Raw genomic sequence first — 16589 nt, 5'->3', positions numbered from 1 at the left:
AATAACAACTTACTTATGAAAAATTTTACACAAACGCTGTGTTTATTTCTTTTGATAGTGTGCGGAAGCTATGCGCAACAAGAAAAAGGAATAACAGGCAAAGATAATTGGTTAAATAACTGGACCGAATTTAGGCCTAACCATATTGATACAGGAGAACCTACCCAAATTTTAAGTGGAAACATTACTCAAGATACGAAGCTCACTAAAAGAGATACTTACCTTTTATTGGGGAGTGTATTTGTAACCGATAGTGCCACCCTTACAATTGAACCAGGAACTGTAATTATTGGCGATTTTAAGACTGTAGGATCACTTATCATCTCAAAGGGTGCTAAAATTATAGCTGAAGGAACGGAAACAGATCCAATTGTATTTACCTCCAATAGAAGTGTCAAAAAAGAAGGCGATTGGGGCGGTGTATTCATCTTGGGAGATGCACCAATTAATAAGTACGGGAATTCATCAAGCGTTAACTACGGATTAAAACCATCTTCCTTTGAATCTATAAGTTATGGCGGATCTAATGTTAATAGCGATTCTGGTATTTTTAAATATGTCAGAATTGAATTTGCTGGAAGACGGACCAGGGATTATGGATATTTTAATGCCTTAACCTTAGCCGGTGTAGGTATTAACACCATTGTAGAGAACGTTATGGTCAGTTATTCTGACGGTAATTCATTTAATATTTTAGGCGGTGAACTTTCTTTAGAGAAATTGGTGTCTTTCAGAAGTAAAAGCAACGATTATGAATTTAATTACGGCACTCAGTGTCATATCAGCAATTCTCTAGCTATCAGATCGCCTTACGTATCTGGGTCTAACGGATCGAGAAGCATGTTTATAGCCTCTTATGAGCGTAAGGATGAAGTAGATTTTTCAAAGAAAACCACTTTTGTGAATGCTGAAAACATGACTTTAATCAACGTAAGTGATAATCTTGCTTCAGACATTAAGGTTGGTTTGGTTAAAGAGGCCATTTATATTGCAGACAACGCTAAAATAGATATCAGTAAGAGTGTCATCTCGGGTTATAATCCAGCGGTCATTATTGATAATAATGTGAAGATAAATGCTCAAAATTTGGAGAATATCAAATTTACTGATATGTACTTCAACAATTGTAAAGGCAACATTTTTACAGAACACAATTCCAACAATGCTGATTTAGAAAATTGGTACGGAAACAGTCTTTTCTTTAACGTGTATTCTAAAGGCGATGATGCCGAAACTTTTATTGACGTTAAGAATGCAAGACGCCCTGACTTTAGATTGCGCATTAATAAAATTATTGCTTCAAACGTCGTAGACATTGAAGACTAAAATCAGAATGATGGAAAATTAATAAAACAGATAAGTAATTAGGCTCTCTTAACTAGGGGGCTTCTTGCCTTAATACTATTAAATTTTGTTTAATAAAATAGTTGTGAACAAAACCACTGGGCAAACACTTATTTGTCATACTAATAATCAGAAAACCTAACAACCAACCTTGAATGCGTAAAACTACTATTCTAAAGGCTTTATTGTTTTTATTTGGCACAGTCCTGTTTTATTCCGGACAGTTACATGCACAAATAGTTATTGGTACTCCAAATTTAGGTTTTACCCAAGCTTGTGCGAGTCCGTCATTTAATAGTTATCATGTTACTTTCGTGTTTTCTCCAGAGGCTGGACTCAGTTCTACCAATCAATTCAAGATAGAAATGTCTGATGCCACTGGCAATTTCGCAAATGCCACAGTGGTGTTTACCTCTCAAGCAGGGGCGGTAACAAGCTCGCCTGCTACCTTGCAATTTAGTATTCCGGAAACCAGTGCCGGACAAGGTTATCGATTACGGATAAAAAGTACAGCACCCGTCGCAACCAGTTCAAGTTCTGTACCATTTCCAGCTTATTATAAAATTCAGGATAGTCCATTTAGCATCAATAATTTGGTGTCTACAGGTGCTTACTGCTCTGGCGGAAGCTATTTATTAACTATTGATAGTGAGAGTACAGCTTCTAATGATTCACCTTTACAATACCCTTCCCTTACCTTTAAATGGTATAAAGAAACAAGCCCTACAACCTCCATTTTTGTGGCTGATGGTCCTACACTGAATGTAAGCCAGGAAGGTACCTATTTTGCAAGAACAAATTATGGCACGTGTACTTCAAACTCATATTCTAATCGCGTTAAAATAAGTGAAGTTCGCTCTGGCGAAGCTAATGCTACAATAGTTTCAAATTTAGGGAACCCATTTTGTAAAGGAGATGGCATCACAACCTTAACTACTATATCCGGAAAAAGTTACCAATGGTTTAAGGATGGTGTTGCAATTGTTGATGCCACCAATCAGATGTACCAAACTGATAGCGCAGGAACCTATGCGGTTAAGGTTGATTTGGGCGACTGCTCAGCTTCTGGATCTATTGACTTAGAGATTGAAAGCTTTGAGAGTGCCATCAATGTGCCTGAGTCAAATATGATGGATGTTGGTGAGAGCCTCATTATTGAAGCAACAACAGATGCCAACGCCCCTAATTTTAAATGGTATTTAGATGACGTCTTGATCCCTGCCGCGGTAGGGGCAACGTTTGAAGCAACCGCATTTGGAAATTATAAATTGATAATTTCCCAATCCTCCGGGTGCCAATCCTCCACAGAGCATAAGTTCAGCATACGCGAAACTATGGACCCTTTTCCTGAAGTGGCAAAAATACCCAATATGATTAGTCCAAATGGCGATGGTGTCAATGATACTTGGGTAATCCCCCTAAAGTATGTCAGTGGAACAAATACTGAGATTATTATTATGACCAATCAAGGTAAAATAGTATTGCAGACTAAGGAATACCTTAACAATTGGCCAGAGAATCAAATGCCGCTATCTAGCATCAATCAGGTGTTTTATTATATCATCACCACACAAGATCAAGAAACAAAAAAAGGCTCTATTACAGTAGTGAAATAATATGAGGCAACTACAACCACATAACACCCAATATATTAAGCACCTTCTAAAAGGGGGGCTATACAAAGTTGAAAGCTGCGGCAAGCTGTTTCAACTGGAGTATGTGTTAATATTCGTTTTGTGTGTTTGTACGCTTCAAACTGTTAATGCCCAAGAAGAGGATGGCGTGGTATCACTTTCTGTTCCTGTCAGAAACTCCTTAACATTTAATCGGTACACGATCAATCCTACTTTAAGTTTTGTTAGGGAGCAACATAATTATATCAGTCTCTACAATAAGAGAGAGTGGGTGCAATTTGAAGATGCTCCAGAAACATATTTACTAAGTTATGCAGGCCGATTTGCTGAAAACATTGGTGCTGGTGTGGGATTATTTCAGCAAAATTATGGTATTCTAACTACGTTTGGAGGCATTGTTAACTTTGCTTACAATGTAAGGTTGCAACAGGACAGCAATTTAACATTCGGACTCAATCTTGGGGTTTATAAAAGTGGTATTAATACCGGAAATGTGGTTACCAATTATCCTGATGCGTCTTTAGACAATGTACCGTCCCATTTATTGCTTACCGTTAATCCAGGCATAAATTACGGGACTGCTTTTCTAGATTTTGGAGTTTCTATTAATAATTTGGTATTGTATAATGTGCAATCGTCAGAACTTATTCAGGATGATCCTCGTCAAAGTATACAGGCACACCTTATGTACACTGGGTATATGAACAGCAGAGGGTTTTTTGATGAGGCAAAATTTTCAGGTTTAATAAGGTCTGAATTTGGAAAGGAAAGTACGACCATCTCAGCCATTGCCATGTTAACGGTACCAAAAGGAATCTGGGCGCAGGTAGGTTATAACACTTTGTACGGCGGTACGGCTGGTTTAGGACTTAATATTACCCCCCAAATAGCTATCGAATACAATTTTGAAAAAGCCTTGGGTGACCTTACAGATTTTGGACCTTCACACGATATTACGCTCGCCTTTAAATTTAATAATAGAACGCGTTATGATTATAGTGATGAGGACGAGATGAGCGCATTATTCACACCTAATCAAAAACCAGTTCTGGCAGCTAATGTAAAAAAGGTGGATGCCGATACTAGAGTCCAAAGAGCAGCTGCATCGGCAGCTAAACGTGAAGAAATAAGAGCTAGAGCAAAAGAAAAGTCAGAAGCTCGAGCACAATTGGCGGAGGAGAAAAAAGCTGTGGAAATCAAAAAAGAAATCAATGCTATAACTGAAGTCGAAGAAAAAGCAACTATTGAGGTAGAAACAGATCAAGCCAAGGAGGCACAAGCACTTAAGGAAGCTGAAGCTAATGCGAAACGTGAGGCTGAGGCAAAATTGAAATCAGAACAGGATGCGAAAGCAAAATTAGCTGCGAAACAGAGTGCTAAAGCAGAAGCAGATGCTGCGGCAAAACGTGCGGCTCAAGCAAAGGCAGAACAAGAAGCCAAAGAAAAATTGGCAGCCCAAGAAAAAATTAAGGCAGAAGAATTGGCAAGAGTGAAAGCGGAAGCGCAGGCGAAATCTGAAGCAGAGGCCGCAGCAAAAGAAAATCAAGAAGCCGTTGAAGCTGCTAAAGCAAAACAACTTGAAGATGAGAAGGCGCGCGCAGATGCTTTAAAAGCGGAACAATTGGCAGCAGAGGCCAAAGCAAAACAATTGGCAGAAGCAGAAGTAGCTCAAAAAGCTAAAGAAGAATTAATTCAGCAAGCTATTGAAAATCCGAAAGATGCTTTGGGTGCTTCTATAAAATCAATTGCTGTTCTCGCCGAAGAATCTAAAAACGTTCAACAGGAATTGTTATCACAATTCTCTGAAATCGTTACGACTAAAAATGATGATCTTAAAGATTTGAAGGAAGAAAATGACTTGAGTGAACAAGGTATTTATCGAGCTCCAAAGCCGTTTAAAAGCATTACGGACGAAAACAATAAACTTGCAGCTATTAAAACTAATTTGGATCAAATAATTGCAACTAATGATGTTAGAATAAAAGAGTTCGAAAAATTAATTGAAGAACGTTCTAAAATTCCAACACTTAAAAATGACGCAGTGTTCCTTTATTATCAAAAAGCACTGAATGCTCTTAAAGCTGAGCAAATAAGAGCGGTACAAGCAAAAACAGATTTAAATACCAAATTGAATCAAATTAATGTGGCCACTGAATTTGAACGAAGACGTCGTATTAAACGTGCGGCATTTAATAATGAGGATGATAGGTATACGCAAGATAGGTCCACTCTAAAATACATCAAACAAAACACACCATTAAGTTCAGCACCATTGGAAGTTGCGGATTTTGATTTTGGGGAAACACAAAGTAGTAACATTCAAATTTTAAAGAATATAAAGAACATTGAAAGCGGATTTTATGTTGTATTGGCGGTACATAATGATACGGCCAAGCGAGATGCGTTTCTAGCTAAAGTTGTTTCAGCTGGTGTGTCTACAATTGATTTCTTTTATGATGTTAACACAAGCAAGTATTTTATATACCATCAAAAAGTAGATACGATTGAAGCCGCCAATGATGCTCTTAAGAATAAAGGAAGTCAACCATATACCAGTAAGCTTTCCATAATAAAAATTGAAAACTAAATTTAATGAATAGTACGTGAGTTTTTTCTGACATCGCCCCATGTAGAAATAATTTCACAAGTATATATCAAAATAAATAGAACTATATAAATAAAAACCCCAATCCAGTTTCATCAATGCCCCTTGGAGATTCCGGAATTATTAATCTACCATAACATGATAAAGCCTACATTAGTTCGCCTACTTATTGCATTTTTGTTTCTAGCAGTGTGCAATACAGCCATTTCTCAAACCTATAAACCTTTTACAGTAAGAAAGAATATTGAGGTAAGAGGGAGTATGTTGGTAGTAGGAAATAGTATACTGGGTAAAGACAATCAGTCTTTTAACCTTAGTAACCAAGATAATCAGGATATATCTATGCAGTATATAGATATTGATAGTGATGGGTCTACATTTAGCTCGAGTAGTGCTGACATTCAGGTGCCGCCACAAAGAGATGGGAGTGCCACCACTTGTTATAGAGTAGCATATGCTGGCTTATATTGGGGGGCTACATTGCAAAGCGGGAATCGATCAGCTATTGATAAAGTGAAATTTAAAATTCCTGGAAGTTCAACTTATACAGATATCCAAGGCGAGCTTATTTATGATGCTGTGGTCAATCCGATAGTCTCAGAAGCCAATGAGCCTGGAAATACGCCTTATGCCAGTTATGCAGATGTAACAAGTCTATTATCAGGATTGACAGATATTGAAGGCACATATACAGTAGCAAATGTCGTTTCTAGTACAGGGTCAAACTACTCTACGGGATTAAGTGCCGGATGGACACTTTTTATAATTTACGAAGACCCAAATCTTCACACCAAATCATTTACCACCTTTGATGGATTCAGCCATATTTTTAATGGCCATCAGGAAGTCATTCCGGTTTCAGGATTCAGAACGCCACCAGCAGGGCATATCGATTTACAATTTGCCTATGCTGCCCTAGATGGTGATAGAACAAAAAGAGCTACAAAATTAGAAATAAACGGAAAGCAGGTTGTGACCCCGTTACGTCCTGCTAACAAGTTTTTTGGCTCTGTTATTGAAAACAGGAATGGTGTGTCAACACCTAGAAATCCATTTAGCAGTAATACCTTAGGATATGATACGGGTGCGCTAGAAATATTAAATTCAGAACCAGAATACATACGCAATGATGACACATCTGCCAGTTTTGCGTTGCAAGTAGCCCGAGGTCAGGCTGATCCGATTTTTACGTTTTTCTCAGCATTTGCCGTAGATGTTATTTCTCCTAACATAGACTTGCTTAAGATTGTCGTAGACGAAAATGGACGTGAAATAAATGGGGAAGATGTTGTATTAGGGCAGAAATTGTTTTACGAAATAAGTTACCAAAGTAATGGTAATGATGATGTAAAAGAATTCACCATTACAGATATTCTTCCTGACAATATCATTTTTAACCCAGCTACTGATATAGATTTAAGTAACTCAGGAGGTGCAACCCTTCAATCATATGACCCGGTAACACGAACTCTGGTGTTCTCAGTTCCCAATACCTCAGTAGAAATGGGCGATCCTAAATATGTCATTCGCCTAGCGGTACAGATCGTCCCAAATTGCTTCGATTTAAGACAGGCGTGTTCAAATGAAATTTTAAACCAAGCATTTGCAGCTTATACAGGTGTTTTAAGCAATATTGTAATTGAGGAGCAAGGAAGTTATGCTACTACTGAATGTTTTGGTTTACCACAACCTACAAACTTTCTTGTGGATATTTCAAATTGTAACTTTCAGAGAACTGAAGTGTTGTGTGGTGCGAGCGTATTATTGACAGCTGCTGATGGATATGATAGTTATTCATGGTCTACTAGTGCCAGTGGTACTCCAGTTATTGGTACGGGTCAAACATACACAGCAACTGAGGTAGGCACCTATTATGTAACAAACACGGCTTCTGCTACGTGTATCTCTATTGATGAAATTATTGATGTAGTGTTGTACGGAACAACTCAAGAAAACCCTATAATTCCGTATGCAGATGAGGTTGTTACCTGTCCAAATGATGGAAAACCATTACCAAATATATTTTTATGCGGGGCTAATGACACACGTGATATTCTTACAGGTATTAGTGATGCTGCTTCCATTATATGGGAAAAATTAGATGAAACGAGCTGTGCTGCAGTGGTTAACCAAGATTGTGCAAATGAAGATGCTGGTTGTACGTGGAATCAGGTGGGCACGGGACCAAATTATACAGCGAACACTTCTGGACAATTTAGGATAGTGATAAACTATCCTGGTGGCTGTTTTAGCATTTTCTATTTTAATGTATATCAAAATTTACTGAATCCAACAGCCACAGCAAAAGACATTATTTGTACTACGCCAGGTAGCATTACTGTAGGTGGAGTTCCAAATGGATATGAGTATAGTATTGATGGCACTAACTTTCAAGCCAATAATACATTCTCTATCAGCACTCCTGGCTACTATGTGATTTATATGAAGCAAACAGGTGTTGATACCAATCCTTGTATTTTTGAAACACCTAGTGTATATGTAAGAGAACGTGATGTCACAATGACAACAAGTGTAACCCAACCTGCATGTCATGATGATAAAGGAAGCATACGTATAGCAGTCAATAATGCCTTACCTCAGTATTATTATAGCATTTATGAATCAGGAACTCTAGTAAATAGTGTAGGTCCAATTAGGGCGAGCGATTACCAATTTTCAAATTTAAATCCTGGCACTTACACAGCTATGGTTGAGACCGACGACGGTTGTACCTTTTCAGAAGAACTAACAATTGTTAATCCTGAGTTATTAACTGCTACAGCAGCTATTACAAAACCTTTAAGTTGTAGTGACGGTGAGATTACAGTATATCCAATTGGTGGGACGCCTCCCTATTTATATTATGTTAATAGCACCACCGATTTTCAAGACACCCCGGAAATCGTAATCTCATCAGGCGGTGTGTATAACATAACAGTAGTAGATACCAATCATTGTACTACAGAGGTATCAGTAACGGTGGACGCTACTTCAGCGCCAGAATTTACCGTTGCTAAAACTGATATTACATGTTTTGATGCTACTGATTCTGGTACCATTACTATTAATGTTAGCAATGCTAATGGAAATACTGTAAAATTTAGTATTGACGGTGGACAAACGTTTGTCAATTCTTCAGTGTTTTCAGGACTTGTAGCAGGTAACTATGATGTGGTTGTACAATACACTTCAGGAGCTGCTGTGTGTGAGTCCGCACCGCAAACGGTTACTATTCTATCTAGTGAAGCTATTCAAGGTGTCGCAACACTGACCACGCCATACACTTGTAGCAGCAATGGTACAATTACAGTATCTGGAGTTTCAGGAGGCATAGCGCCTTATACCTATAGTATAGACGGCATAACATTTCAAACCTCGCAAACGTTTTCAAACTTGACCCATGGCAGCTATACAGTTACGATCAAGGATGCTAGCGGCTGTACATTTGCGACAAATGAGGTTACCATTGGCCCATTAAATCCACCAACAAATTTAGAATTTAGTAGTACAGAGGTTACGTGTTCTTCAAATACGGCTACGGTAACCATAACCAATACTACTGGTGGTTCTGGAAGCTTAGAGTATCAAATCATAGCTCCAGCAGCCTCGGCAACAGCATATCAAAGTGATCCAAGTTTTGCAGGATTAGCACCAGGAACTTATACGTTTCAAGTAAAGGATGCGCAGGATTGTACTTATAGTGAATCTTATGCCATTGCAGCATTACCGGGTATTAGTGTAGTCGCACAGCCTATTAAAGATGTTACATGTTTTGGCGCCTCAGATGGCTCTGCTCAATTTACAGTATCAGGACCTGATACTTTCAGTTATACTGTTAATGGTGGGGTTTCTACTATTGGTACGTCTCCAGTAGTGCTAAATGGGTTAGGGGCAGGAACCTACACTATTGTAGTTACTGACGGTACAAATGGTTGTAATGCTCCCGCATCTGTACAAATTGATGCTCCTACAGCAACATTGGCAATGACCATGACTGTAAATCAAATGACATGTTCACAAAATGGTAGCGTGGTACTTAATGCAACAGGAGGTTGGGGTGGAAACACCTATAGCTTAACCCTGCCAGATGGGAATAGTGTACCTTCTCAATCTAACCCTACATTTTCAAATTTATCACAGTTGGGCACATATACCGCAAGTGTTACTGATGCAAAAGGCTGTGTGATAACAGATACATTTGAATTAACACCATTAGAAGCACTTGCGGCAAGCATTAGTACGGCATCAGATTATTGTTATGATGGTGTAAACGCCGCGAGCCTTGAAGTATCAGTCACCACTGGTCAAGCACCATTTGAATATAGCATTAACAATGGTGCATTTCAGTCGGACAATACATTTCATAATCTCGTTCCAGGATCTTATGAAATTAAGGTTAGAGACGCAAATGGTTGTGAGTTGACTTTGGCTTCAGAAACAATTGCCAATCAAATAACACTAAATACTGTGTTAACAAAAAACATGGATTGTACTGCAACACCAGATGCTGAGATTACAGGAACAATTTCAGGGGGTTATGCACCGTATACCTATGCAGTCTCTATAAATGGTGGAGCCTATACCAATGTTGGAGCAACGGGATCTCCGTTTGTGTATACTACTGGAACTGCTGGCACCTATCAATTTCAAATTACGGATGCACAAGGCTGTACTGCCCAATCTGGAGTAACAACAGTTGAGGTTATAACACCACCTGCGTTTAGCTTAGTTGCACAATCACAATCCAACGCCTGTCATGGAGATACTAACGGCGCCATTAATGTAACCCTAAATCCTTCCATGGGAACACCGCCTTTTGTGATCAATATTAATAATGATACTACAGGTGTTAATTATGGTACGCAAACTTCAGGATTGCCAGCAGGTACGTATACTGTTACCGTTACTGATGCTAAATCATGTACAGCAACTGAATCTGTTATCATAACACAGCCGGATGCCATTGTGGTAAACTATCATGCTGAACCTATTACTTGCGACACGTCTAGCGGAGGTGTTTCTATGGGGGCGGTAATTATTGATAGTGTTAGCGGCGGAACACCACCATATAATTATTTTGTAACTGGTACCAATGGCTATGATGAGTCTGAATTAAATGCAGATGGTTCAACTTCCTATACTTTTGATGTCGTAGATTTTGGATTGTATCAGATAAACGTAGTAGATGCAAATGGATGTTCTATATTAGAACAGGATGTTTTAGTGGCCTCTCCACCTGATGATTTGGATATTGTAATCCAATCTACACTAGATTGTAGCTCAGGTGGTGAAGCGGTCGTAAGTATTGAAACAAACTTAGCAGGTGCAGGTCCATTCTTTTTCAGTATCTATCAAGGTCCAGGATCTGTCTATCCAAATCCATCGGGATCATGGATCTCAGAAGATGCGCCAGGAAGTAAGTCTGCAACATTTTCAAATCTAGTACCGGGAGTGACCTACACTTTTATTGTTTTCGATGATTCTACGGGCTGTAGTTATTATGAACAGGCTACTGAGCCTATTCCGAGCAATTCAAGTCTCACAACTTCAGCATTGATTGCCAATAATATCACCTGTACAGGTAGTGCAGATGGAAGTGTGTCTTTTACTATAAATAATGCAGCAGGTACAGGAATAGATGTTAGTTATGAAATCTATAATTCACTTTCATTTACGACAACGGGTGTTAGTGGAACAGATACGGTTCCGGCAAGCGGCACTTTATCAATATCAAATCTTGGTCCGTTACCATTTGGAAATTACTATGTTTTGGTACGTGAAACATCTGGTTCAAATGCCGGTTGTGGAGTCATGACTGAGGCGTTCAACATCACAGAATCTGCGATAGAATTAAGTGTCACTGCCTCTATCGATAAAAACGCCAATTGTAACGCCAATTCCGGAGTTATAAGTGCTACAGCAAGAGATGGAGCAGCACCTTATATGTATCAAATTTCAACATCTGCCACTGCACCAGCGGCGTCTGACGCAGCGTGGTCTTCGGCAAATGTTTTCAACATGGATGCTGGCGTGTATTACGTGCATGTAAAAGATGCCTATGGATGTATAAAAACTATTGCAGCACCTCTCGATCTACAGGCTGATCCATCACCTGTTTTAGCAGCTGTAGTTAATAATCAGTGTACCGCAGTTGAAGGTAATTTTGAAATAGATGTTTCTTTATCAACAGCAGGTATTGCACCGTACAGTTTCAGCATTAATTCTGGTGCTTTTCAAACAAAGACTGCTCCATTTAAATTATCGAATTTAAGTTCTGGAACTTACACCATTGAGGTAAAAGATGCCAACGGTTGTGGAGACATAGTGTCAGTTACTATTGAATCGCCTATAGGTCTCACACCTGCAATCACAGCATTACCTTCATGTTCTAATGATGATGGGATCATTACCGTAACGGGAACAGGTGGCTCTGGAAATTACACCTACGCTATTAGCCCTAACGCAGGTTCAATAGTATTGACTGATAATGTGTTTTCAGGTGTGCCATCAGGAACCTATACGATTACCATAACGGATTCAGTAACGTCATGCACTACATCTATTGACCTTACCTTAAACGCAGCCACTCCTGTTAGTTTTGCTACAGATGTAACTGATGTTACATGTAATGGAGGTGCAAATGGTATGCTTACTGTTAACCTTCCTACGAGTAATGACAATCCGATTTATGCTTACGAAATTATTGCAGGACCAGTAACACGGGCATCGCAAGCATCAAAAGTGTTTACTGATTTGCCTGCTGGATCCTATACAGTTCAAGTAACTTCCGGCAGAGCTTGCGTTGCAACAGAAGTGGTTGATGTTAATGAACCTATGGTATTGGATGTTTCTGGTACAGCTACTGATTTTGCATGTGCTGCCGATAATTCAACAAGTACTGCCACTTTAACTATTTCAGAAGTAGGAGGTACGGCACCGTATTATTATAGTATTGATGGCACTAATTATTTTAGCACCAACACTTTTGAAATCATTGATTCAGGGAGTACGCAAACAATAACTATCTATGTCAAAGACAACAATGGATGTTTAGCGACTAATACAGTTGACATTACACCGCTACCAAATCTTACTGCAGCTGAGGTTGCTGTAGTTACCCCTATAGATTGTACAAATTCAGGATCAGTAGAAATTAACGTAAACGGTGGCTCAGGAAATTTTTCTTACCAAATGTTACCTGATGGTGCACCACAATCTTCAAATACATTTAGCATTACTGCTCCTGGCGATTATTACTTTCAAGTGACGGATGTAGACACAGGTTGTTATATTAATACCGACGTGTTTACAGTAGCGCCATATAATGAGATTGAGGTAGTTGCAACGGCGACTACTGCAGTCACTTGTTTTGGAAGTGCTACTGGTGAGCTTGAAATTGATGTGACTGGTTATAGTGGCAGTTACACCTACGAAGTTTTAGATAGCGTAGGCACAACAGTAATTGCGCCAACTAATGCTAATACCAGCATAAATCCGCAAGTTATTTCTGGCTTAACGGGAGGAAATTATACAGTAGTAGTTACTGAAACGGAAAGTCCTTATTGTGCTACCACTACTAATGTAGTAACTATTGCATCGCCTGCAGCGGCGTTGAGTCTTATTGCAACCGAAACTTCCAATGTAACTTGCGATAATAATCAAGGAACAATTACTGCTATTGCAAATGGAGGCTGGGGTACCTATGAATATGAATTGACCGGTGCGGCTACCGTACCTTATTCATCAAATGGTACTTTCACAGGGTTGTCAGCCGGCAATTATATCATTAATGTGAGAGATGCTGGTGGCTGTATAGCTTCTGAGTCTGTAGTACTTCTCCAGCCAACACCAATCACGGCAACATTTACACCAAGTACTGCAACATTATCGTGTTTTGGAGATCAGAACGCTAGTATAACAGTGAGTAATATTTCAGGTGGACAAGGGAATAATTACACCTATACGTTAAATACGATTTTGCCAACGCCAAGCAGTTCTGGCCCACAAAGCTCACCAATATTTGGCGGATTAGGAGCAGGTACTTATAATGTTACCGTTAATGATGGATATAATTGTAGTGTAACCTCAATGGATATTATTATCTCCGCTCCAACTGCAATTAGTTCAAAATTAGTGGCAAGCACAACCGCAACATGTCTTTCTGACGCTACGCTTTCTTTAAGTGCCTCTGGTGGAACAGGAATTTATAGTTATAGCGCCACAGCTGATTTTGCCACAGTATTGGGGACGTTCACAACTTCAACTACATTTTCAGTGCCAGCAGACGGAACGTATAAATATTATGTTAGAGATGCCAATGGTTGCGTTGCAAGTGTAACTAACGACATTACAATTGAGGCAGTTCCTGATTTAACTTTAGAGTTAAGTTTAAGCAATGCGGTAATAAATTGTGCTGGAGATAATACAGGTGTTATTGTAGCAACAGCCCAAGGTGGATTGGGAGATTATGTCTACACCTTATTGGATGCTTCTGGGAACCCAATGACAGCGGCAGTTCAAAATACTCCTGGTGTATTCACTCAACTGTATGCGGCCAATTACTATGTGAAGGTAGATAGTCAAGACTGTACTACCACGAGTGGGGTTATTACAATTTCAGAACCATCTGCACCATTAGAGGTAAGTGCTACGGTAACCAATGTGAGTTGTTTTGGAGGAAATAATGGCGCAGTTCAAATTAATGCCACAGGCGGAACAGGTGTTATTAAATATGCCATATCGCCACAAATGAACCAATTTTTTGATTCGAATATCTTCGAAAATTTAGCCCCAGGCGCTTATGATGTTTTGGTTCAGGATGAATTAGGTTGTTACGTTATTTTAAGTGTTACGGTGGAAGAACCTGCACCACTTATGGTCAATATTGTTCCTGGATCTATATATCCTGAAGTTTGTGAAGGCGATGGTGATGGTGAGTTCAGCATTACAATTACTGGAGGTACTGCACCGTACAGTGTAAGCCTAGACGACTATGATGGCGTTTACATTACTGGAGCTGCATCTCAAACGCAATTCGATTTTACTGGCTTAGGAGGCGGAGATCACAGTGTTTTTGTGCGAGATAGTCAAGGTTGTGAGTCAGAATGGAATATAACATTTCCAGAATCAGTGCTGATTAATCCAACTGTAGTTATTGAGTATTTATGTGAGAACAATACCCCAGGTAATGTGGTAACAGTTCAGGTAGATGACAGCATTACAGATCCGTCAGAACTAGATTACGCCTTAAATGGAGGTGCATACCAATCAAGTAATACATTTAATAATGTTCTTCCTGGTGTGGGTCATTATATTGATGTCAGACATACAAATGGATGTATCAAGAGAACAGCACTATTTGATATCAACCAAGTTGAACCGTTAATGTTGGTCATTACAGATGGTGGTCTCAATGAGATTAAAGCAGCCGCCACCGGTGGTACAGGTGAATATCAATTCACACTAAACGGAGTAGATATGGGTAATGCCACCACTTATATGATTAGCAACTCTGGAGAATACACTGTTCAAGTAACGGATAGTAGTGGCTGTGTGGCATCAGCAACCCGATTCTTTGAGTATATAGATATCTGTATTCCAAATTATTTTACACCTAATGGCGATAATTACCTCGACCAGTGGGCTCCTGGTTGTGCTACTAACTATCCAAATATGGTTTTTAAAATATTTGATCGCTATGGTAGAGAGGTAGGGACCTACAGCCAAGGACAAGCTTGGGATGGAAAATATAAAGGAAAGGAATTACCTACAGGAGATTATTGGTACGTAGTTAAATTAAACGACGGCAAAGAGGATCGTGATTTTGTAGGACACTTTACATTATACAGGTAATAGTAATTAATGATGATGAGGTCTCAAATTAAAATTAATCAGATGAAAAAAATTATACTATATACATTCCTTTTGATGATATCTTACGGGTTTGGTCAAGAGTTAAATCTCCCTGTATTTACCCAGTATCTGGCTGATAATGATTTCGTAATTTCTCCAACCTATGCAGGTATTGGTGATAATTTGAAAATTAGAGCAAATGGCTTGACCCAATGGGTTGGCATCAAGGGTGCACCAGACAACCAATCGTTATACGGCGATTTCAGAATATCTGACCGATCTGGCGTAGGCGTTTCTTTGTATAATGATAAAAATGGAAATACTAGACAAAAGGGCGCTAAGTTTTCTTTTGCACACCATTTAATCTTAGACTACTATTCTAAACAGTACTTGTCCTTTGGAGTTTCATATAACTTTAATAGCTTCAGGATAGAGACTGAAAATTTTACAACCAATTATGATGCGCCAATAGTTGATCCTTATGTTACTGATGACAGGTCTGTAAATAACAACAACTTTGATGCTGGCGTTTTATATAGAAATAAAGGCTTTTATTTGAGTTTTAATGCCAACAATATTTTAAAAAAGGATATTGATCAATTTACAGGTATAGAACCAAGTCTATTACTAAATTACCAAATCTATTCTGGTTTAATTATTAGCAGTAAGGCTGATAAAAGTGTTGAATTTGAACCGTCTGTTTATTATCAAATGTTCAGTAGTGATAGAAGATCGAGTACGGACATCAACTTTAAATACAGAAAATATATAGGTAGTAATGATTCTCAAGATTATTATTGGGCGGGTCTATCTTACCGTTTTCTTAATGATCAAATGTTTAAGCCACTTAATCTTGGGCCAATGGCAGGAATTATGAAATCAAATTTTTACTTCGCATATTCATACCAAGTTACTATAAATGATCTCTCTGGATACAATTCAGGAACACACATGATCACTATAGGAATTGATTTCTTACAAGGCATTAGCAATTGTGAATGTACAAAGAGCCCAATTCGTTAACAGGTTTCAAATTGTTGTAAATTTTTTAAACAATGCCTTTCCTAATGGTAAACATGCCCTTATAGCCTAACTATAAAGGGCATGTTTGATTAAACGGATATTCAAAAAACATGGTGTTGAATTATACTTAT

The 16589-nt window shown here is 38.7% G+C and carries 5 protein-coding genes; all 5 read left to right on the top strand.

What is annotated here, in order from left to right; all coding sequences use genetic code 11:
• The first annotated feature begins 15 nt into the window (after positions 1-15).
• The 5 genes from BXY82_RS11560 (at position 16) to BXY82_RS11540 (ending at position 16458) form a co-directional block, all read left to right on the top strand.
• Entirely contained in the window at positions 16-1326 is a 1311-nt protein-coding gene (locus tag BXY82_RS11560) for a hypothetical protein (RefSeq protein WP_133758338.1), read from the top strand.
• 173 nt (positions 1327-1499) lie between these two features.
• The gene (locus tag BXY82_RS11555) at positions 1500-2960 is read left to right on the top strand and encodes a T9SS type B sorting domain-containing protein (protein ID WP_133758337.1); all 1461 of its coding nucleotides are present in this window, start codon (positions 1500-1502) and stop codon (positions 2958-2960) included.
• 1 nt (position 2961) lies between these two features.
• Entirely contained in the window at positions 2962-5565 is a 2604-nt protein-coding gene (locus BXY82_RS11550) for a PorP/SprF family type IX secretion system membrane protein (protein ID WP_133758336.1), read from the top strand.
• A 156-nt stretch (positions 5566-5721) separates the two neighbouring features.
• Positions 5722-15435 carry a T9SS type B sorting domain-containing protein gene (locus BXY82_RS11545; protein WP_133758335.1) on the top strand — a complete coding sequence of 3238 codons (9714 nt, stop codon included), beginning with the start codon at positions 5722-5724 and terminating at the stop codon, positions 15433-15435.
• A 42-nt stretch (positions 15436-15477) separates the two neighbouring features.
• Positions 15478-16458, top strand: coding sequence for a PorP/SprF family type IX secretion system membrane protein (locus tag BXY82_RS11540; RefSeq protein ID WP_133758334.1), 981 nt, complete (start codon positions 15478-15480; stop codon positions 16456-16458).
• Positions 16459-16589: the final 131 nt, after the last annotated feature.

It is taken from the genome of Gelidibacter sediminis (genome assembly GCF_004364975.1).
Lineage (GTDB): Bacteria > Bacteroidota > Bacteroidia > Flavobacteriales > Flavobacteriaceae > Gelidibacter > Gelidibacter sediminis.
This window is presented reverse-complemented; position numbering and strand designations above follow the sequence as displayed.